The organism is Microbacterium sp. BE35 (assembly GCF_031457705.1).
Taxonomy (GTDB): domain Bacteria; phylum Actinomycetota; class Actinomycetes; order Actinomycetales; family Microbacteriaceae; genus Microbacterium; species Microbacterium trichothecenolyticum.
Map to the genome: position 1 here is coordinate 751,861 of NZ_JAVDXD010000002.1, position 20,130 is coordinate 771,990.

15 protein-coding genes and 1 pseudogene are annotated in these 20,130 nt (G+C 69.6%); 10 read left to right on the top strand and 6 right to left on the bottom strand.

Annotation, left to right across the window (positions count from 1 at the left end; all coding sequences use genetic code 11):
- Genes J2Y46_RS09490 through J2Y46_RS09500 form a run of 3 tightly spaced genes read left to right on the top strand, consistent with a single transcriptional unit; the run spans position 1 to position 3,033 of the window.
- Entirely contained in the window at positions 1-678 is a 678-nt protein-coding gene (locus J2Y46_RS09490; RefSeq protein ID WP_045301005.1) for a response regulator transcription factor, read from the top strand.
- Positions 668-1,918 carry a sensor histidine kinase gene (locus J2Y46_RS09495; protein ID WP_211255947.1) on the top strand — a complete coding sequence of 417 codons (1,251 nt, stop codon included), beginning with the start codon at positions 668-670 and terminating at the stop codon, positions 1,916-1,918. The genes J2Y46_RS09490 and J2Y46_RS09495 overlap by 11 nt, the downstream gene beginning before the upstream one ends.
- The gene (locus J2Y46_RS09500) at positions 1,915-3,033 is read left to right on the top strand and encodes a hypothetical protein (protein ID WP_310241889.1); all 1,119 of its coding nucleotides are present in this window, start codon (positions 1,915-1,917) and stop codon (positions 3,031-3,033) included. Before J2Y46_RS09495 ends, J2Y46_RS09500 begins: the two co-directional genes overlap by 4 nt.
- Positions 3,034-3,452: 419 nt before the next feature.
- Here the strand turns inward: J2Y46_RS09500 and J2Y46_RS09505 are convergent, their stop codons facing one another.
- Entirely contained in the window at positions 3,453-3,755 is a 303-nt protein-coding gene (locus J2Y46_RS09505; RefSeq protein ID WP_310241891.1) for an acyl-CoA carboxylase subunit epsilon, read from the bottom strand.
- Positions 3,752-5,359 carry an acyl-CoA carboxylase subunit beta gene (locus J2Y46_RS09510; RefSeq protein WP_310241894.1) on the bottom strand — a complete coding sequence of 536 codons (1,608 nt, stop codon included), beginning with the start codon at positions 5,357-5,359 and terminating at the stop codon, positions 3,752-3,754. Before J2Y46_RS09510 ends, J2Y46_RS09505 begins: the two co-directional genes overlap by 4 nt.
- A 119-nt stretch (positions 5,360-5,478) precedes the next feature.
- Between J2Y46_RS09510 and J2Y46_RS09515 the strand changes: the two genes are divergently transcribed.
- The 7 genes from J2Y46_RS09515 to J2Y46_RS09545 all read left to right on the top strand — a co-directional run bounded on the left by J2Y46_RS09515 (position 5,479) and on the right by J2Y46_RS09545 (position 13,543).
- Complete coding sequence (locus tag J2Y46_RS09515) at positions 5,479-6,294, top strand: biotin--[acetyl-CoA-carboxylase] ligase (protein WP_310241896.1); 816 nt, start codon at positions 5,479-5,481, stop codon at positions 6,292-6,294.
- A 54-nt stretch (positions 6,295-6,348) separates the two neighbouring features.
- Entirely contained in the window at positions 6,349-6,933 is a 585-nt protein-coding gene (locus tag J2Y46_RS09520; protein ID WP_045301012.1) for a PH domain-containing protein, read from the top strand.
- A 66-nt stretch (positions 6,934-6,999) separates the two neighbouring features.
- The gene (locus J2Y46_RS09525) at positions 7,000-8,136 is read left to right on the top strand and encodes a 5-(carboxyamino)imidazole ribonucleotide synthase (protein ID WP_045301013.1); all 1,137 of its coding nucleotides are present in this window, start codon (positions 7,000-7,002) and stop codon (positions 8,134-8,136) included.
- A 126-nt stretch (positions 8,137-8,262) separates the two neighbouring features.
- Positions 8,263-8,730 carry a 5-(carboxyamino)imidazole ribonucleotide mutase gene (gene purE / locus J2Y46_RS09530; protein ID WP_310242344.1) on the top strand — a complete coding sequence of 156 codons (468 nt, stop codon included), beginning with the start codon at positions 8,263-8,265 and terminating at the stop codon, positions 8,728-8,730.
- Positions 8,727-10,208, top strand: coding sequence for an LCP family protein (locus tag J2Y46_RS09535; RefSeq protein WP_310241899.1), 1,482 nt, complete (start codon positions 8,727-8,729; stop codon positions 10,206-10,208). Before purE ends, J2Y46_RS09535 begins: the two co-directional genes overlap by 4 nt.
- A 2-nt stretch (positions 10,209-10,210) precedes the next feature.
- Entirely contained in the window at positions 10,211-11,341 is a 1,131-nt protein-coding gene (locus tag J2Y46_RS09540) for a glycosyltransferase (protein ID WP_310241900.1), read from the top strand.
- A gap of 183 nt (positions 11,342-11,524) precedes the next feature.
- A complete protein-coding gene (locus J2Y46_RS09545; protein WP_310241902.1) occupies positions 11,525-13,543 on the top strand; it encodes an S-layer homology domain-containing protein in 2,019 nt (672 codons plus the stop codon).
- 659 nt (positions 13,544-14,202) lie between these two features.
- On the opposite strand, the pseudogene J2Y46_RS09555 reads toward J2Y46_RS09545, so the two are convergent.
- The 4 genes and pseudogenes from J2Y46_RS09555 to J2Y46_RS09570 all read right to left on the bottom strand — a co-directional run.
- Positions 14,203-14,943 (bottom strand): annotated as a pseudogene (locus J2Y46_RS09555) (ABC transporter ATP-binding protein); the annotation flags it as partial.
- Positions 14,927-15,793: an ABC transporter permease gene (locus J2Y46_RS09560; RefSeq protein ID WP_310241904.1), complete on the bottom strand. Its 867-nt coding sequence runs from the start codon at positions 15,791-15,793 to the stop codon at positions 14,927-14,929. The gene J2Y46_RS09560 and the pseudogene J2Y46_RS09555, both read right to left, overlap by 17 nt.
- A 108-nt stretch (positions 15,794-15,901) precedes the next feature.
- Positions 15,902-17,905: a glycosyltransferase gene (locus J2Y46_RS09565; protein ID WP_310241906.1), complete on the bottom strand. Its 2,004-nt coding sequence runs from the start codon at positions 17,903-17,905 to the stop codon at positions 15,902-15,904.
- A 140-nt stretch (positions 17,906-18,045) separates the two neighbouring features.
- On the bottom strand, positions 18,046-20,001 hold the full coding sequence (locus J2Y46_RS09570; protein ID WP_310241908.1) for a DUF6541 family protein: 1,956 nt from the start codon (positions 19,999-20,001) through the stop codon (positions 18,046-18,048).
- Positions 20,002-20,130: the final 129 nt, after the last annotated feature.

Consider the following 20,130-nt stretch of genomic DNA (forward strand, 5'->3'; position numbering starts at 1 on the left):
ATGACGCGGGTGGCCCTCATCGACGATCACGAATCGGTCCGGCTCGGACTCGAGGCCGCGTGCGCCCGCGCCGAGATGATGAGCGTCGCGTTCTCGGGCAGCACCGTCACGGAGTACGTCGACTGGCGCGCGCTCTCGCGGCAGGCTCCCGCCGACGTCGTCGTGCTCGATCTGACGCTCGGCGACGGCACCACCGTCACCGAGAACGTGCGGCGACTCGTGCTCGACGGTTCGAGCGTCATCATCCACAGCGTCGCCGACCGGCCGGCGGCCGTGCGAGAGGCGCTCTCCGCCGGTGCCGCCGGCGTCGTGAGCAAATCCTCGCCCATCGGCGACGTGATCGCGGCGGTGCGCACGGTCGCGCGCGGCGAGCCGCTCAACAACGTCGAGTGGGCCAGCGCCGTCGAGGGCGATCGCGCCTTCGCCGACGCGCAGCTGTCGGCGCGCGAGCGCGACGTGCTGCGACTGTACGCCGCGGGGCTGCCGCTCAAGGTCGTCGCCGATCGCCTCGGGGTCGCGTACTCGACGGCGAAGGAGAACATCACGCGCATCCGCGTCAAGTACGTCGAGGTCGGCCGGCCGGCACCGACGAAGATCGATCTGCTGCACCGCGCCGTCGAGGACGGGATCCTCGTCGAGCCTGCGGCGGACCCGGGAGACGCCACGCGTGGCCGCTGACGCACAGACCGGCGTGCTCGACACGGCGTGGGGGCAGATCGCGCACTCGCCGCAGTCGACCGCCGGGATCGGGTCGTTCACGCGGTCCCGCGTCGAGCGGATCATCTCCCTTGTCGCCGGCGGGTTCGGCTCGCTGATCCTCGGACTCCAGTCGTTCCTGAGCGCGCTGGGTCCCGCCCCGGAACGCCCGGGCTGGCACCTGCCGCTCATGGTCGTCGTGTTCGGCGCGCTCGGCGTGATGGTGCTCGCGTGCGTGGTCGGCCGCGGTGTGCGCCCGGCGGCGGGCGTGTTCGCGATCGTGTACGTCCTCGTCCTTCTCACCTGGCCGATCGCCACGGCCGGTGTCGAACCTCCGACATCGGACGAGCCGTGGATCTGGTACCTGCTCAACCTCGCGACGCTGGCGGCCGTGCTCGCTTTCCCGTTCCCGCTGCAGATCGCGTTCACGATCGCCCTGCCCCTGCTGTTCGGCGTCGTCCGGATGATCCAGGTCGGCTTCGAGCCCGTGTACTGGCCCGTCGTGATCCTCGATGTGAGCTTCGCGCTCATCCTGGGCGGCATCATCCTGACGCTGGGGTGGCTGTTCCGTTCGGTGGCGGTGAATGTGGACAAGACCCGCGCGCAGGCCGTCTCCTCGTACGCGAAGGCGGCCGCCGCAGACGCCGCTGAGCAGGAGCGCGTCGCGGTGGCGGCGCTCATGCATGACAGCGTGCTGGCCGCGCTGATCGCCGCGGAGCGGGCGACGACGCCCCGGGAGCGCACGCTCGCGGCGACCATGGCGCGCGAGGCCCTCACCAGGCTCGCCAACACCGAGCAGGACGAGCACGAGGGGCCCGACGAGCCGTGGGCGCCGGCGGTGCTGTCCGCGGAGATCGCCCAGGCCGCTCGCGAGCTGGGGGTCGACGTCGATGTGCAGACGGAGATCGACCCGGACGCCGCGTCCATCCCCGGACGCGTGGCTCGCGCCATCACGCTCGCGGCGACGCAGGCCATCGCCAACGCGATCCAGCACGCCGGCGGCGCTGGGCTGGGCGTCGTGCTGCGTGCTGCGTCGGGGACGGTCCGCGCCGAGGTCCACGACGCGGGCGAGGGCTTCGACCTGGATGCGGTACCCGATGACCGCCTGGGCATCCGCGCGTCGATCATCGCGCGAGTAGCCGCGGTGGGCGGCCGCGCCGAGCTGGAGTCCGGACCCCACGGCACCGTCGTGCGGCTCACCTGGCGGGAGCCGTCGTCATGATCAGCGTCAAGAACGTCCTCACTGTGCTCGGCGTCGCCTTCACCGCCTACTTCGCTGCACGAGGTCTGCTGTGGACCGGGCGGCCCATCCCGCAGCCGCTCATCATCGTCATCTCCGTCGGGATCTACCTCGCGGTGACCTGGCTGTGCATCTTCTGGCAGCCGGCGTCGCAGCGCTCGAGTCCGGTCCCTCGCGCCGCCGATTCGGCCGACAACGAGTCGCTCGAGAGTCTCGAGGCGCAGGCGGCGCCGCACGCCGCCGGGGAAGGCATCCGCGGCCCGCTGCCGTTGCCGGTGACGGCCCAGGTCCTCGCACTGGCCTGCGCGGTGATCGTGCCGAACGCCATCCCGATCGCGGTGGGCGAGACGGCTCGCACTGCCTCCTTCGCGACGTGGTACCTCGGGGGGATCGGCGCACTCATGACCATCGTCATGGTGCGGCGGCGTCCCTGGACGGCGTGGGCGGGGATCGTCCTGCTCACGATCGCGTCGTTCCTCTGGATGGGCCCGCTCAATGCGCTCGCCCTCGGGCTCGTCGGCTCGATCGTCTGGGTGACGTGCGCCCAGCTGCTGGTGTTCTCGATGGACCGTGCCGCGCGCGACACCTCGCGGCTCACGCGGCTGCAGCGCGCCGCAACCGGGTGGCAGACCTCGCAGGTGGTCCGCCAGCGCGAGCGGCGCGTTCAGGTGCAGCGGGCGCTTGCCGTGGCGGGCCCCGTGCTCACGCGCACGGTCGCCCATGCGGGTGTGCTCACCGAGGACGATCGCCTCGAGGCGCGTATCGCCGAGGGCCGCCTGCGCGACGAGATGCGCGGTCCGCGGCTGCTCGACGACGAGGTGCGTGCGGAGCTCGAGCGGGCACGCCGCCGCGGCGCCAACGTCACCGTCCTCGACGAGGGCGGACTCGACGACGTCGACGACGAGACCCTCGGCATCATCCGCGCGCAGCTCGCCGAGACCCTGCGCTCGGCGAGCTCGGACCGCCTCTACATCCGCACATCGCCGGACGAGCGCGTCGCGGTCACCGTCGTCGGCCGCTCGCCGTCGGTGGGCGGACCCAGCGACGAGGACTCCGTCGACCTGTGGCGCGAGATCCCGCACCCGGGCAGGGCCTGACCCTCACGTCTCGACAGGCGCGGTCCCCACGGCTCCTCCGCTCGGCGCAGGCGGGCCGGGCGGAGCCTCCGGCCGCCCCCGGCGGCCCGGCGGGCACGCCGAGTCGGCGTCGCTTCCGTGGCAGACTCGCTCCCCGCCGGAAAGGGGGAGGGGATTCCTGGCGGAGAGCGGGAAATGAAGGAGGCGAGGGGCGGCGAAGCCGCCCGCCCCTCGCCTGCGCGGATGGTTACCCGAAAACCATCCGCATGGCCGGATCCGGGGCATCCGCTAAGCGGTGTCGGATCGACCGAACGCAGAAGCGTTCCAGCGAGTCAAGTATCTCGGGGTTGCAAGGGGTGTGTCTGTAGGTATTTCGGGGGACAACACTGCGCATTGGGATGTCGTCGCGCTGCGTCGTCTCCGCGCGGTCGAAACCGCGGTCAGCCGAAACGGCCCCAGCCGAGGTCGCGATCGAGCGGCTGCCGCAGCGCGCGCTGCGAGAGCTGCCAGCCGGTGCGGCTCGCGCGGTCGTCGGCGACGGCCTCAGCGGCTTCACCGGTGTATGCCTCGCTCACGACGGCGATGAGCGCGGCGAGTTCCACCTCCGTCGGCGCGCCACGGCGAACCTCGATGGTCGGGCCCTGGGGTGCGGCCGGGCCCACGCGGCCGGAGGCTCCCCCCGGCGCGCCAGCGCCGAGCGGAGAAGACGAGGAGACGGTCGCCCCGCCGTCTGCGATGCTCACAGCGGTATGTTCCCGTGCTTCTTGGGCGGCAGGCTCGCGCGCTTGCCGCGGAGGGCGCGCAGGGCCTTCGCGATCGAGACGCGCGTCGCAGCCGGCTCGATGATGCCGTCGAGCTCGCCGCGCTCGGCGGCGAGGAACGGCGACGCCACGTTGTAGGTGTACTCGTTCGCGAGGCGCGTGCGCACGGCGGCGACATCCTCGCCGTTCTCCTCGGCCTTCTTGATCTCGCCGCGGTACAGGATGTTGACCGCGCCCTGGCCTCCCATGACGGCGATCTCGGCCGTCGGCCAGGCGAGGTTGATGTCGGCCCCGAGCTGCTTGGAGCCCATCACGATGTAGGCGCCGCCGTAGGCCTTGCGCAGGATCACCGTCACGAGCGGCACGGTCGCCTCGGCGTAGGCGTAGAGCAGCTTGGCACCGCGGCGGATGACGCCGGTCCACTCCTGGTCGGTGCCGGGGAGGTACCCGGGCACGTCGACGAGCGTGACGATCGGAATCGAGAACGCGTCGCAGAACCGCACGAAGCGGCTCGCCTTCTCGCCGGCCTCGATGTTGAGCGTGCCCGCCATCTGCGACGGCTGGTTGGCGATGATGCCGACCGAGCGGCCCTCGATGCGACCGAAGCCGATGACGATGTTCGGGGCGAACAGGGGCTGCACCTCGAGGAAGTCCTCGGCGTCGACGATGCCGCGGATCACCTGGTGGATGTCGTACGGCTGGTTCGGCGAGTCGGGGATGACCGCGTTCAGCGCGCGGTCGGCATCCGTCGTCTCGAATTCGAAGCCCGTCTCGTAGACCGGCAGCTCCGCCATGTTGTTGTCGGGCAGGAAGCTCAGCATCGAGCGTACGTAGTCGATCGCGTCGTCCTCGTCCTCGGCGAGGTAGTGCGCGACGCCCGAGCGGGTGTTGTGCGTGTGCGCGCCGCCGAGCTCCTCCATGCCGACGTCCTCGCCGGTGACGGTCTTGATGACGTCGGGGCCGGTGACGAACATCTGGCTGGTCTTGTCGACCATGACGACGAAGTCGGTGAGGGCAGGGGAGTAGACCGCGCCACCCGCGGCCGGGCCCATGATGATCGAGATCTGGGGGATGACGCCCGATGCGCGGGTGTTGAGGCGGAAGATCTCGCCGTACTTGCCGAGGGCGACCACGCCCTCCTGGATGCGCGCGCCGCCCGAGTCCAGGATTCCCACGATGGGGATGCCGCTGCGCAGGGCGAACTCCATGACCTTGATGATCTTCTCGCCGGCGACCTCGCCCAGCGAACCGCCGAAGGTCGAGAAGTCCTGCGAGTACACCGCGACGGTGCGGCCATGGATCGTGCCGACGCCGGTGACGACCGAGTCGCCGTAGGGGCGCGAGCGGTCCATGCCGAAGGCGGTGGTGCGGTGGCGCACGTACTCGTCGAGCTCGACGAAGCTGCCGGTGTCGAGGAGCATCTCGATGCGCTCCCGCGCCGTGCCCTTGCCCTTCGCGTGCTGCTTCTCCTTCGCGACCTCCTCGGGATCGAGGACAGCCTCCTGGAAGCGTGCGCGGAGGTCGGCGATCTTGCCGGCGGTCGTCGACAGGTCGGGCTGATCTGGCGCTTGAGTCACGGATTCCACCCTATCGGCGGGCTCGGTCGATCTGTTGGAGGGTTCGCACAAGGGGTTGCGGCATCCGCTGTTCGTCCTCAGAAGGAACCGGCGGGCGCGAGTCCGGCGAGGGGCGTAGCGTGAGGCACATGACGTTCTCGTCCGAGGGGTTCCCGCTCACCGCCGCCCGCAGTCCCCGCGTCCAGGTCGTCGAGACCACGGACTCGACCAATGCCGACGTCATCCGGCACGTCATCGACGCGCCGGATGAATGGCCGCACCTGTCGCTGCTGCTCACGAACGATCAGCGCGCCGGTCGCGGACGCCTCGACCGCACATGGGTCACGCCGCCCGGATCGGCGCTCGCGGTGTCGGTGGCGGTCGACGCCTCGGCCCTTCCGGTCGCGGCCGGCGGGTGGATCCCGCTCATCGCGGGCGCGGCGATGACACGCGCGATCGCGGCCCAACTGGTCGGCTCGGTGCACAGCGCCACGCTCAAGTGGCCGAACGACGTGCTCCTCGACGGATCGAAGATCTGCGGCATCCTCGCGGAGGTGGTGCCGGAGCATCCCGACGTCGTCGTGATCGGCTCCGGCGTGAACACGCGCATGGCGGCGGTCGACCTCCCCGTCGCGACGGCGACCTCCTTCGCCGCCGCCGGACTGGTGTGCGACGACGACCGCCTGCTCGCCGACTACCTCGGCGCGCTCGACGAGCAGCTGAAGGCTCTCGGCGCGGCCGGCGGCGACGCCGCTGCATCGGGCGTGCTCGGCGAAGTCGAGTCGCTCTGCAGCACGCTCGGAAGCGACGTCGCGGTGTCGCTGCCGAACGGCGAGACGCTGTGGGGCCGTGCGCAGCGGATCGATCCCGACGGGCGCCTGGTCGTCGTGCAGGATGCCGAGTTCGAGAGCGTCGTCTCGGCCGGAGACGTGGTGCACGTGCGGAGCCGCCCCGTCGCCGAATGACGGAAAACGGCGGGTGCGCACCGGACTGTCAGTCCCGCACCGCACAATGGGGACATGACGCAGCCGACGAGCTACGGCGGCAGGCCACTGACGCCCGCCCCCGGTGCGCCGACACCGGAGCTGCTCGTCGCGCGCTTCCGCGCGCACGCCCGGCGGCTCGCCTGGTCGGCTCTCGTGCTGATCGCCGTGGCCGCCGTGTGCGGCTACTTCTACGGCAACCTGCCCGCTCCTTTCGAGAACTGGATGCTGCTCGCCGGCGCCGCGCTCGTGGTGCTGCTGCTCGTGGTGCTGCCGTATCTGGCGTGGGCGGGCCACGTGTACACGATCACCACGCGGCGCGTGATGGAGCGTCGCGGGGTCTTCGCTGTCAAGCGCCGTGAACTGGCGCACGTCCGCGGCTACACCCTCAAGGTGCACCGCGGCCTGCTGCAACGCGTGTGGGGTGCGGGCACGATCACCCTCACCAACGGCGTCGACGAGCCGCTGCGGCTCGCGAACATCCCGAGCGCCGAGCTCGTGCACGAGGCGCTCGTCGACCAGGTCGAGGTCAACCAGATCCTCGCGCACCGCGACGCCCAGCCGCTTCCGCCCGGGCCGCAGCCCACCGTCCCCCCGAGGCCTCCGCTGCCGCAGGTCTGACCTCGGCGCGTTTTCGTCGTCTCGCGGGTGCGGGATGATGGAGGGAGGCCTACGAGAGGGAATGGCATGGCGCTGCGAGTCGGAGTCGTCGGGGGTGGGCAGCTGGCCCGCATGATGATCGCGCCGGCGGTCGAGCTCGGGGTGGAGATCCGGGTGCTCGCCGAAGACGAGGGGATGTCGGCATCCCTCGCCGCCACGGCCGTGGGCGACTACCGCGACGCCGACACCGTGCTCGCCTTCGCCCGCGATGTCGATGTCGTCACCTTCGACCACGAGCACGTGCCCCAGGACGTGCTGGCGACCCTCGTCGGCGAGGGGATCGCGGTGCATCCGGGGCCTGATGCCCTGAAGTTCGCGCAGGACAAGCTCGTCATGCGCGCGCGCCTGGAGGAGCTCGGGATGCCGCAGCCCGACTGGGCGGCCGTCACGAACGCCGACGAGCTACAGGCCTTCATTGACGACCACGGCGGCCGCGCCGTCGTCAAGACACCGCGCGGCGGCTACGACGGCAAGGGTGTGCGCGTCGTGTCGGCAGGGACCGAGGCCGACGACTGGTTCGCCACCCTCGCCGAGGACGCGCGTGGCGGTGCGCTTCTCGTCGAGGAGCTCGTCGACTTCACGCGCGAACTCGCGCAGCAGGTCGCTCGCCGGCCGTCGGGCGCGGTCCGCGCCTACCCGGTCGTCGAGACCGTGCAGCGCGACGGCGTGTGCGCCGAGGTGATCGCCCCCGCCCCGCACTCCAGCGACCGCCTGCAGCAGGTGGCCGCCGGGATCGGCGTCTCGATCGCCGAGGGCCTGGGCGTGACCGGGATGCTGGCCGTCGAACTCTTCGAGACGACCGACGAGCGTCTCCTCGTGAACGAGCTCGCCATGCGCCCGCACAACAGCGGCCACTGGAGCCAGGACGGTGCCGTCACGAGCCAGTTCGAACAGCACCTGCGCGCCGTGCTCGACCTGCCGCTCGGCGACACCGATCCGGTCGCCGGGTGGGCGGTGATGGTCAACATCCTGGGCGGGCCGGCCGAGGAATCGCTCGACGCGCGGTTCGCCGCGGCGATGGACGAGCACCCCCAGGCGAAGGTCCACACGTACGGCAAAGCGCCGCGCCCCGGTCGCAAGGTCGGGCACGTCAACGTCGTCGGCGACGAGCTCGATGACGTGGCGTACCAGGCTCGGGCCGCAGCATCCTTCTTCCTGGGCTGATGTCCACCGGTCGTTGAGCTTGTCGAAGGGCCCGCGCCGTTGCGGGGAGTTTCCAGCCTCGCCCCCTAGCCTTGACGAGTGACTGCGCCCCTTCATTCCTCCGAGGCGCCGCTCGTCGGCGTCGTCATGGGCTCCGACTCCGACTGGCGGGTCATGAGCGACGCCTCTCAGGCGCTCACCGACTTCGGCATCCCGCACGAGGTCGAGGTCGTCTCGGCGCACCGCACGGTCGACAAGCTCGTCCGCTACGGGCGTGAGGCGCGGGCGCGCGGACTGCGCGTCATCATCGCCGGCGCCGGAGGCGCTGCGCACCTCCCCGGCATGCTGGCATCTCTCACCGCCCTCCCGGTGGTCGGGGTTCCCGTGCAGCTGGCGACCCTGGACGGGATGGACTCGCTGCTGAGCATCGTGCAGATGCCGGCCGGCATCCCGGTCGCCACCGTCTCCATCAACGGCGCGAAGAACGCGGGGATCCTCGCCGCGCGTATCCTCGGCAGCGCCGACACTGACATCGCCGATCGCGTCGAGGCCTACGCCCGCGATCTGGAAGCACAGGTCGAGCAGAAGAACCGGCGGCTCAAGGACTCGCTGTGAGCGTCATGAGCGCGCCTCGCACCACATCCCGTCCGGTTCGCTCGGGCGTCGTCGAGGAGCGCCCGATGCGGAATCCGGATGCCTCGTCCCGTGCGGTGATGACGCGCCGCGGGTGGTGGCTGGTCGGGCTCAACTTCCTGATCCCGGGTTCCGCGCAAGTGCTCGCGGGCAACCGCAAGCTCGGCCGATTCGGCATCGCCGCGACGCTGGTGATGTGGGTGCTGCTCGTCATCGCGCTCCTGTTCGGCCTGCTGGCGCCGACGGCGGGCCTGAGCATCGTGACGAGCGCGTGGCTTCCCGACTGGCTCGGGCTGCTGCGCCCGCTGCCGCTGCTGATCGCGCAGGGAATGCTCCTCGCCTACGCGGTGCTGTGGATCGTGCTCACGATCGATACGCTGCGCCTGGTGCGGCTGGTCAAGACCGGCGGCATCGCGCGGTTCGCCATCGCACTGGTGGGCGTCGGGCTTCTCGTGGTCGCGAGCGGAACCGCCGTCTATGCCTCGAACGCCGTCGGCGCCGTGCGCAGCACGATCAGCTCGATCTTCGGGGCGAGTGGTCCGACGGTGCCGCCCGACGACGGCTACTACAACATCCTCCTGCTCGGCGCCGACAGCGGCGAGGGCCGCGACTCGATGAGGTTCGACAGCATCTCGGTGGTCTCCGTGAACGCCGCGACCGGTGCGACCACGATCACCGGCATCCCCCGTGACATGCCCAACTTCCCGTTCGCCGAGGGCCCGATGCAGGACGAGTACCCCAACGGCTTCGAAGGGCACGGCGACCCCACGTGCGGCTGGGGGAGCGGGATCAACCAGCTGACGAATGCCGTCGAGCAGTGTCGCGAAGACCGCGGGGCCGGGCTGTATCCGGATGCTGAGGCCCAGGGCTCGACGCCGGCCATCGAGGCCACGAAGGACGCGGCCGAGGGCATCCTCGGGATCAAGATCCCGTACTTCGTCTTCGTCGACATGCACGGCTTCGCGTCCTTGGTCGACGCGCTCGGCGGGGTCGACATCAACGTCGTCGAGCGGCTGCCGAAGGGCGGCCCGCCCGAGGGCGTCGATCCACACGACGTCGACGCATGGGCGACCGGCTGGATCGAGGCCGGCCAGCAGCACATGGACGGCGACACCGCGCAGTGGTACGCCCGTTCGCGTTACACGACCAGCGACTTCGACCGCATGAGGCGCCAGCGCGAGCTGCAGGAGGCGATCCTCGCCCAGTTCACGCCGCAGGTCGTGCTGACGCGTTTCCAGGACGTCGCGGCCGCCGGCGCCGACATCGTGGAGACGGACCTTCCCCAATCGCTGATCCCGGCGCTGGTCGACCTCGCGGTCAAGGCGAAGGAGGAGCCGGTGCAGACGCTCGAGCTGACGCCCGCCGGTGGCATCGACGAGTTCAGCCCCGACTGGGCGTACATCGCACAGCTGGTGCAGACGACCCTGCATCCGCCGACCCCGACGCCATCGGGGGAGTGACCGTGGTCGCAACTCTCCGCGTCGTGCTGGACCAGCTCGTCGCGCCCTCCGAGCCGGAACTCGCCGAGGCGTCGCGCGAACTCGCGCGGGCGCTCGTGCTCGGTGCGCCGTCGGGCTGCGAGGTCGAAGCCATCGCCCCGGCGGGCGGTTCGGATGGAGCTCTGGATGCCGTGCCGGGACTCGCGGGGGTGCGACGTACGGCGCTGCCTCGACGCGAGCTCGCCGCCGCGCTGCAGCTCGGGGTCGGCACCGGCATCGGCGGGGGCATGATCCATTCGCCGTCGCTGTTCGCGCCGCTCGTGCGCCACGATCGGGTGCACAACCACGATCAGGCCGTCGTCACGGTCTGGGACCTTCGGCCGTGGGAGTCGCCCTCGGAGCTGCCCCGAGCGGTGGTGGCCTGGCACAAGGCGATGCTGAAGCGCGCGGTGAAGCATGCGGACGCCCTGGTGGTGCCGACGCACTCGCTGGCAGCGCGACTGCTGGAGATCGCGCCGGGGCTGCGGGACCGGGTGCGCGTGATCGCCGGGGCGGCTCCGCTCGGGTTCGCCGTGCCGACGGATGAAGTCGGACGCCGTCGGGAGCTGGGCGTGCCGGAAGGCTATGTGCTGCTCGCGGGTGGTCCGCTGGGCTCGGAGGGAATGGATGCCGGACTCGCTGCGGTCGCAGCAGCCGGTCTCGATCTTCCTGTCGTCGTCATCGACGTCGAGGAGGGCCACGAGCCGGCGGTGGCGGACCTCGCGTCTGCGGCGGGGCTTCCGGAGCGGGCGCTGCACGTGCGGGGGGTTCTGGACACCTCCGACCGGGCCGCGGTGTTCGGCGCGGCGGTCGCGTTCGTGGCGCCCTCGCGCAGAGCGGCGTTCCCGTGGCGCGTGGTCGATGCCCTGACCCTCGGCGTGCCCGTGATCGCGGCTTCGTCAGCGGTGCACGACGAGGTCGTGTTCGACGGGGGAGTGCTTGTGCCCGCGCCCGGTGGCGAGGAGCTTGCGGAAGGGCTCGGTGCAGCGTTGGCGTCGGGACTGGGGTCAACCGCCGCCGCCGAGCGTCTCGGTGTGCTCGCGGGGGATCGCGGTCGCGCCTTCTCCTGGCGCGAGGCCGCCGACAAGGTGTGGATGCTTCACGCAGAACTGTGACACGCGTCTGGACGTGGCTGGCATCGGGCTTGGAGTCGGCTGGGAACCACGTGTCGCGGCGTGCCCATTCGGCGGGATGTTGTACCCATTCGTCACATCCGCCACACTGGTCCCATGGCGGGGGCTGAGAAGAGGCGTGCATTTGCATCCGCGCGCGGGGGACTGATAGGGATCCTGACGAGCATGGCGCTCATCATCGGCATCCTCGCGGGCGGCTCGGAGCCGGCTGTGGCCGAGGACATGACGCACACCATCGGGTCCCCGACAGGCGGGGCGGTCGAGTCGGGGATCGTCAAGACCGCCGATCTTTCGCACTTCCAGCCCGGAAACGTCGTCAGTGACGCGGTGTTCTTCAACAAGAACTCGATGAGCGAAGCCCAGATCCAGCAGTTTCTGGAGCAGAAGGTTCCGCGATGCGAGGCCGGGTACGTCTGTCTGAAGGACTGGTACGACACATCGCGCGCCACGTCCGCCGACGCCATGTGCGGCGCGTACTCGGGCGGCGCACGAGAGCGGGCCTCGACGATCATCTTCAAGGTCGCCCAGGCTTGTGGCATCAATCCTCAGGTGATCCTCGTCACTCTTCAGAAGGAGCAGGGGCTTGTAACCCACGTGTGGCCCAGTGACTGGCGTTACACGATCGCGATGGGGCAGGGATGCCCCGACACCGCCGCGTGCGACACGAGGTACTACGGGTTCTTCAACCAGGTCTACGGCGCCGCGTGGCAGCTCAAGCGGTACGCGAACCCGCCAGGGACGAGCCAATACTTCACGTGGTACGCGCCCGGCAGGACCTGGAACATCCTGTTCAACCCAAACCGGGGTTGCGGCTCATCACCGGTATTCGTGCAGAACCAGGCGACCGCCAATCTCTACTACTACACTCCTTACCAGCCGAACGCCGCGGCGCTGCGAGCCGGCTATGCCGAGGGCGACGGGTGCTCGAGCTACGGGAATCGCAACTTCTTCAACTACTTCACCGACTGGTTCGGGTCGACGCAGTACATTGCTACCGACACACCGTTCGTGGACGTCGCGACGTCGCCCTCGTCGCCGGTCTACAACGTGTTCGCGTCCGACATCGTGTGGCTGGCGGACACGAAAATCACGAACGGGTGGACTTTGTGGAACGGGGAACGTGAGTATCGCCCCGCTGAGTCGGTGTCCCGTGACGTGATGGCGGCCTTCCTCTACCGGCTCGCCGGCCAGCCGGCATTCACGCCTCCCGTCGCGTCGCCCTTCACCGACGTCCCCACCGACTACCTCTTTTACAGGGAGATCGCCTGGATGGCCTCGAAAGGCATCAGCGCCGGCTGGGAGGTAGGCGATCACTGGGAGTACCGCCCGGGGGAGGCGGTGACGCGCGAGGTGCTCGCGGCGTTCCTCTACCGCCTCGCGGACGAGCCATCGTTCGTCGCCCCGGCGACATCGCCCTTCGTCGACCTGTCCACGGATCACGTGTTCTACAAGCAGGTCGCCTGGCTTGCGTCGACGAAGATCAGCGTCGGCTGGCCCATCGACGCCACCCGGAGCGAGTTCCGCCCCTCGGCGCCGGTCACGCGGGACGTGATGGCGGCGTTCCTTCACCGCATGCACGGATATCTGAACGCCTTCGTCGACGTCTCGCCGATCGGCACGTCCTCGGACTACAGCGTCTTCGCGACGGACATCGCCTGGCTCGCCTCGACGGGGATCACGAATGGCTGGGCGCGCGCCGACGGCGCCCGGGAGTACCGGCCGGGTGCCGCGGTGACGCGTGATGTCATGGCAGCCTTCCTCTACCGGCTCGCCGGACAGCCTGCGTTCTCCGCACCTGCGATGTCGCCGTTCGTGGATGTCACACCCGATCACCCGTTCTACAAAGAGATCGCGTGGCTTGCATCGACGAAGATCAGCGTCGGCTGGGCGGTGGGCTCCACGTGGGAGTACAGACCCGGCGAAGCGGTGACCCGGGAGGTGATGGCGAGCTTCCTCTACCGATTCGCCGGATCGCCCGAGTTCACGCCCGCGACCACGTCGCCGTTCGTCGATGTCCCGCTGGACCACGTCTTCTACAAGGAGATCGGCTGGATGGCCGCCACGGGCATCAGCGTCGGCTGGCCGGCGGCGGGAGGCGCCAGCGAGTTCCGCCCGTCGGCGGCCGTGACGAGGGACGTCATGGCCGCGTTCCTCCACCGCCTGCACGCCCGCCTTCACCCGTAGGACCCACGACGCCGAGCGGGACCCGTCGCGTGCCAGCCAGCCGCCCGTGGGTGGACGCGAGTTCAGCGGCGTCAGTCCGACGCGTCGATGATCGAGCGGAAACGCGTCAGCATCACCACGAGCGCTTCGCGCGTGAGCGGAACCCGCGGACGGTACTCGGGGAGCCCATCGGACGTCTCCCACCCGCGTGCGATGCCCGATGCAGACATCCACCGGATCGCTGCAGCATCGCCATCGGAGTCATCGACGTCCGTGAACAGAGAGGTGGACGGCGCCTGAGGGCGTCCCGCGAGCGCATAGAGCACCGACGCGGTCTCGGCGCGGGTCGCGGGTGCGGCGATCGAGGCTTCGGTGATCGCCGCTGCGTCGTCCGTCGTGCCCGCGTAGGTCGCCACGCGGAGCCACTTCGCGGCCGCCAGCTCGTTCGAATCCTGCGCCGAATCCGTCGGTTGCGCTGTCGGGACGGGGCCGCGGCCGGAGGTGAACATCTGCAATGCCAGCGCGAGCGTCCCGCGCGTGACAGGGGCATCGGAACGGAACTCCCCGCGCCCGCTCGCGTCCGGGTACACGGGCAACACCCCAGCATCGCTGAGTTCGAGGATCTCGTCGAAGGATGCGTGATCGCGCGGGATGTCGACGAACGGCGACTGCGAGAGATCCCGCAGTGCCCGCACCGCCTCCAGCGACGGACCGTCGAAGACGACCTGCCCGTTCTTGAGCACGATCCCGCGCTCGCACAGGCGGGAGACCATGTTCAGGTCGTGGGAGACGACGACGAGGGTCTTGCCCTTCGCGTGGAGCTCGCGGATGCGTGCCAGGCACTTGCGCTGGAACGGCTCGTCTCCCACGGAGAGGATCTCGTCGATCAGGAGGATGTCGACCTCGGTGTGGATCGCCACCGCGAAGGCGAGCCGCAGGAACATCCCCGACGAGTAGTGCTTGACCTCGGTGTCGATGAACTGCTCGATCTCGCTGAAGGCGACGATGTCGTCGAAACGCTCCTCGGTCTCCTTCCGGCTCATTCCGAGGATCGCGGCATTGAGATAGATGTTCTCCCGCCCCGACAGGTCGGGGTGAAAGCCCGCTCCGACCTCGATCAGACCGGCGACGCGACCGCGCGTGAGCACTTCGCCGGAGTCCGGGCGCAAGACCCCGGAGATCATCTTCAGCGTCGTCGACTTCCCCGATCCGTTGAATCCGAGTAGGGCGACCGCCTCCCCCTGCCCGATCTCGAACGACACCCCGTCGAGCGCGGAGAAGCGCGAGGCCAGCGGTCGGCGGCGCACGGCCGCGACGAACGTCTCCTTGATGGAGTGGGTGTGCCGAAGGGTGAAGTCCTTCCGTACGTCGTTGACGATGATCCGCGGGAGATCGATCTCCCGCTCAGAGGTCCTGGGCAAAACGACCCTCCAGTCGGCGGAACGTGAGCTGGCCGAGCGCGAGGAGCACGGCGGACACCCCCAGTGCGATCGCGCTGAACTCCCAGAGCCCCGGGAGCGGTTCGGCGCCCGTGGGACTGAGAGGGAACCAGAGACCGTAGTGGAACAGCTCGACGGCGGGGGTGAGGGGGTTGAGCCGGTACAGCGTGAACAGCCAGTCGGGAACCTGACTGGCCACCATCTGCCACTGATACATCACCGGCGAGGCCCAGATGGACATCATCGCGATGATCTCGACGAAGCTCTGCGCGTCGCGAAACGTCACGTTGATCGCGCCGAACAGCAGTGCCAACCCGGTCGCGAGGATGGCCACGATCGCGATCGCCAGAATGAGCGCCGCGATCTGCAGCGCGGACGGCGCCCAGCCGAAGAAGAGGGCTATGACGATGATGACCACGATCTGCGGGACGGTGTTCACGGCGGCGACGAGCACGCTCGCGATGGGGAACATCTCGCGCGGCAGGTAGATCTTCTTGATCAGCGGGGCGTTGTCGACAAGCGAGCGGGTCCCGTTCGAGAACGCCTCATTGAAAAAGGTGACGATGGTGATGCCGGCGAGCAAGTAGATCGGGTAGAACTCGATGCTCTTGTTGAGCTGGAGGAAGACGCCGAGCGCGACGTAGAAGACGACGAACTGGACGAGGGGCTTCACGTACGACCAGGCCCATCCGAGCACCGATCCGCGGTAGCGGATGCCGACCTCCTTCCTCACGATCAGGGAGAGGAGGTACCGGCGACGGAATACGTCGAGGAGTCCGCGGTTCGTGCCGGGACGGTCGAACGTCGTCCCTGCTGCAGCGGCGTTGGCCATGGCGATAGGGTCCTTCGAGGGCGCGGCGCGGGCGCGCCGCGACGATTGTACAGAGGGGACCTGCAGCGCGGCGTCGTCCGCCGCGCTCCAGCCGAAGCGCACCGACCGTTAAGGACGAGGCTGCTCGCCGATCCCGAACGTGTGCTCCCACGCCTCCGGCGACGTGACATCCGCGAGCGCGCCCTGGTACTCCTTCGCGAGGTCGTCCCAGCGACGCACGAGTTCGAGGTGCAGCTGCCGGCTGCGGCGGAGAAGACGTCGGAACTCGCCGCGATCGCGGCGATACACCGACGCGCCCGTCCCGTCCGCCGTCGACACCAGCGCGGCATCCAGCCCGGCGAAGCGCCACCAGCGGACCTCGTCCGAGGCGACGCGGTCCTCGGGGAGATCCCAGTCGCTGGACGGCTTCACGTAGTTGCGGGCCGCCGAAGTGCCGGCGCGCAACAGCCACTTGGGCGCCGAGGCCGGTGCCGAAGGAGTGCGACCCTTGCGCGTCGGCTTACGTCGGGCGACGGCCGGGTAGGACGCGACGTCGCGTAGCACCTGCCCGTCGGGGTAGCTCGAGTGCAACCCCCGCATCTCGGCCGCCCGCTGCTCGAGCGTCTCGTGGAGGTGAGCGGGCCCGCTGAGCAGATCCTCCAGCGCCTGGACCCGCATGGCCACGGGCGAGTACTGCATGGTCAGGAGGTGCTTGACGTCCGCGAGGAAGCTCTCGCGAGGGAGCGCGCCGCCCTGACGATACGGCGAGTAGAGCAGTCCTACGAGCCAACGGTTGCGCTGGTGGTAGTAGGCCTGCCAGTCCAGCCGGTCGTCCTTCTCCGTCCAGGGCATGTGCCAGACGGCTGCGCCGGGCAGCGACACCGTGGGGATGCCCTGCTTCGACGCCCGAAGACCGTACTCCGCGTCATCCCACTTGATGAAGACCGGGAGCGAGAGACCGATGCGCTCGATCGCTGCCCGGGGGATCAGACACATCCACCAACCGTTGTACGCGACGTCTATCCGCCGGTGCAGCGTCGCGTCGGAGCGGAGCGCCTTGACGTTGAAGTCGAACGACTCGAGCGACTCGGCGACCGGGTGCCACATGGCACGGTAGAGGTTGACGCTCTCGCCGAAGCTGTGCAGCACCGACCGCTCGTAAAGGTTGAGCATATGACCGCCGACGATGGTGTCGGTACGGCAGAAGTCGGCGAAGGCGACGGCGCGGACGATGCCCTCGGTCTCGACCACGACATCGTCGTCGAGCAGCATGACGTAGTCCGCGGACGTCGCGCGCGTACCTTCGTACATTCCTCGGGCGAACCCGCCGGAGCCGCCGAGGTTCGGCTGGCGCAGCAAAGTGAACTTGTCACCCAGCGCGGCGGCCGCCTCACCGAATCCATCGGCCTCGCTCACGAGCTTCGAGCCCTGGTCGACGATCATGAGCCGGTCGAGCACCTCGAGCAGGTCGGGCGACTTGGCGAACAGTTCCATCTGCGTGACGCAGTCGTCGGGACGGTTGTAGGTGGTGATGGACACGGCGGCCGTGCCCTTGCGGCGTGCGTGGCGCTCGTCGACGCTCCACGCGGCCGACACGATCTTGGCCGACGCGCCACCGGTCTCCAGGTCGAACCACAGCCAGCCTCCGTCGCCGAAATCCTTCAGCGAGACGTCGAACTCGACGACACCGGTGACGTCCGGTTCGGTGGCGACGCGGCGGAACGACCCGCGGACCGTCGAGCGGAACACGTTGACGCCGGCCTCGCCCTCGATCTCCACCGTGAGCCGTACCGAGTCGACATCGGTCCACTGCCGCCAGTACGCGGCAGGGAAGGCATTGAAGTAGGTCGCGAACGACACCGTCGAGCGGGCTGCGACCGTGACGGAGTGGCGCTCGATGCGCGACAGCGACTTCCGCGCGGTCGCGAGCATCGTCGGCCCGAGCGTCTGCGGCTCCTTGCTCTTCCCGCCGACGCGCTCCCGCTCCTCGCGAGAGGGTGCATGAGACGCCTGCGGGTTCGACACCGCGGTCCGGGTGTCGGCGTACAGCGGCAGTGCCATCGGGTCGGCGTCGCCCGGGAACGTCAGACGGTGGACGATTCGGCGACCTTCGGACGCGGGGCTTTCAGACATGCACAACCTTCTGTGTTCGGAGACGGCGCTCTACCGCCGAGTCGGTCAGGGGAGTCGCGTCGACATCCTATCGACGCGACCTTGGGAGTCTCCTCCGGGCCTGCGGTCGCGAACGCGCGTGCGCCTTCGCAGCCGCCGGATCACTCGCCGTCGCAGCCGACCACCCGATAGAGCCGCGCCTCGCCGATCTGCTTCACGAGCTCGACCGACTCGGAGGAGTCGAGGTCCTCGAACCCCGGGTACTGGTAGTTCTCGCCGTTGATCTGCTGCGTGCCGAAGTCCAGGACGTAGTTCACTCCTGTGCGCTGCAGAGCGCCGCATACGGGGCTGCCCGGCGATGCATCATTGGTCTCGTTGTCGATGAGGGCGATGTCGTCGTTCATGGCGATGATAACGGACGGATGCAGCACCTCGATCCCTGCGATGGCGTAGGCCATCGCGGTGCCCGTTCCCGGATTCCCGGCGATCACCGCGTCGGAGGGAACCAGCTCGGGAAGCTCACGGAGCAGGGCGAACTCATCGGGCGTCAGCAGGGGCGACGATTCCGACGGGATGTAGACGTACCGCGCGCGCTCTATCGCGTTGGGGATGGAGATCAGCTGAGTCGCGGCGACGAGGCTGACGCAGCCCACCGCCACGAGCGCGGCGTACGCGGGCGTCCCCGACGTCGTGACCCGACGCGGCCCCCGGCGCACGAACCACCTCCACGCGGCCTCGACACCGAACGCCGCGATGGGCACGGCCATCAACGGGATCAAGGCGGCCAGACGGGGCGAGTTGTCGTACCACGCGGCCGCGATCGCGCGTCGCAGCCACAGCCACTGCATCGACGTCGTGATGATGAACATCACCATCAGGACCGCGAGGTAGCCGACGGCGATCCGCGAGCCGACGGTGCCGCGCCGCCAGGCGACGACGACACCCAGCAGCATCGCCGCGGCGAGGATCACGGGGACCTGAGCCCGCTCCATCGACAGCGTGAGCACCTCGCCCAGCGCCTGCCCCGGGGTCTGGGACGGCGGCCAGAGGTTGAGGTCGATCGCGGGGCGCAGCGCGCGCCACAGCGCGAATCCCGCCACGCCCGCCACGCCGAGCGCGACAGCGGCGATCGCGATGCGACGCCGGCCCGGGCGTCGTCGCGCCAACAGGACGAAGGCGACGATCGCCGCGATGCCCGCGAGCAGCAGCCACGCGATGAACGCGCTCGGGTGGACCAGCAGCAGGCCGGGAACGGCCGCCGCGAGCACCACCAGCCACGGGACGAACGTGGAGCCGGGAGTGCGCTCCGTCAGCCCGAACATGGCGAGCGTGCCGGCGATGATTGCCGGCAGCGTGCACACCGCGAGGAAGTACGGGAACAGCACGCCGTAGTCGATCATCAGGATGGGGAAGGCCGGGGCGGCTGCGGAGAGGATGCCCAGTGCGACGACGTACGTGCGGGTTCGACCGAAGATCTGGGTGCCCAGCAGCATCAGCGACGCGGGCCAGACCAGCGCCCCCGCCGCGATCATGACGGCGTTGGACGCGACGGCGAGCGAGGCGCCGGTCGAACCGGCGACCAGCGCGACCACGCCATGCCACAGCGCCGGATAGAAGGTGATCCGGTCCGACACGCCCTGGGTCAGCTGCGACACACTGAGCGGGGAGGCGTTCTGGGTGTCGAGGATGTAGCGGGCGGCGTTGAGGTGGAAGATGTTGTCGAACGTCTGCGAGATATTGCGCGGATCGCCCACGATCAGCACGAATTGTGCGGCGATGAGGCTCCCGCCGAGGACCAGCCCGACGGCGAGTGCGCCGCCCGCGCGGGGGCGGGTCGTCGGGCGGAGCCCGATCCACTTCCTGAGAGAGAGACGCAGCGCGAGCGCGATCAGGCACGCGACCGCAGCCACTGCCAGCAGCGCCCAGACGGACCAGGGGAGGCCCACAAGCGGGGCGATCAAGGAAGCGCCGGCGATCACGGGCACCGCGACCGGTCCGGCGAATGCCCATGCGTGCAGGCCCCGGAATCCGAGGATCCGGACGACGGCGTAGCCGGGGACGACGATGATCGCCCCAGCGACGAGGATCGCGCCGAGCGCGCCCAGCCATTCGCTCATCGCGTGTGACCCGCCGTCGCGACGACAGGGGACGTCTGTCGATCTCCGGTGACACGGTGGATCGACGTAAGCGCTGCGCTCATGTAGGGAGGTCCTCTGGGGCGGGGGAAGATCGGTGGAATGCTATCA

Bases quoted from the DNA above. Each gene is read 5' to 3' on its own strand.
- J2Y46_RS09500 (WP_310241889.1), top strand. From the start codon at position 1,915: ATGATCAGCGTCAAGAACGTCCTCACTGTGCTCGGCGTCGCCTTCACC.
- J2Y46_RS09515 (WP_310241896.1), top strand. From the start codon at position 5,479: ATGACGTTCTCGTCCGAGGGGTTCCCGCTCACCGCCGCCCGCAGTCCC.
- purE (WP_310242344.1), top strand. From the start codon at position 8,263: ATGGGCTCCGACTCCGACTGGCGGGTCATGAGCGACGCCTCTCAGGCG.
- J2Y46_RS09520 (WP_045301012.1), top strand. From the start codon at position 6,349: ATGACGCAGCCGACGAGCTACGGCGGCAGGCCACTGACGCCCGCCCCC.
- J2Y46_RS09570 (WP_310241908.1), bottom strand. From the start codon at position 20,001: ATGAGCGAATGGCTGGGCGCGCTCGGCGCGATCCTCGTCGCTGGGGCG.
- J2Y46_RS09560 (WP_310241904.1), bottom strand. From the start codon at position 15,793: ATGGCCAACGCCGCTGCAGCAGGGACGACGTTCGACCGTCCCGGCACG.
- J2Y46_RS09490 (WP_045301005.1), top strand. From the start codon at position 1: ATGACGCGGGTGGCCCTCATCGACGATCACGAATCGGTCCGGCTCGGA.
- J2Y46_RS09545 (WP_310241902.1), top strand. From the start codon at position 11,525: ATGGCGCTCATCATCGGCATCCTCGCGGGCGGCTCGGAGCCGGCTGTG.
- J2Y46_RS09525 (WP_045301013.1), top strand. From the start codon at position 7,000: ATGGCGCTGCGAGTCGGAGTCGTCGGGGGTGGGCAGCTGGCCCGCATG.
- J2Y46_RS09565 (WP_310241906.1), bottom strand. From the start codon at position 17,905: ATGTCTGAAAGCCCCGCGTCCGAAGGTCGCCGAATCGTCCACCGTCTG.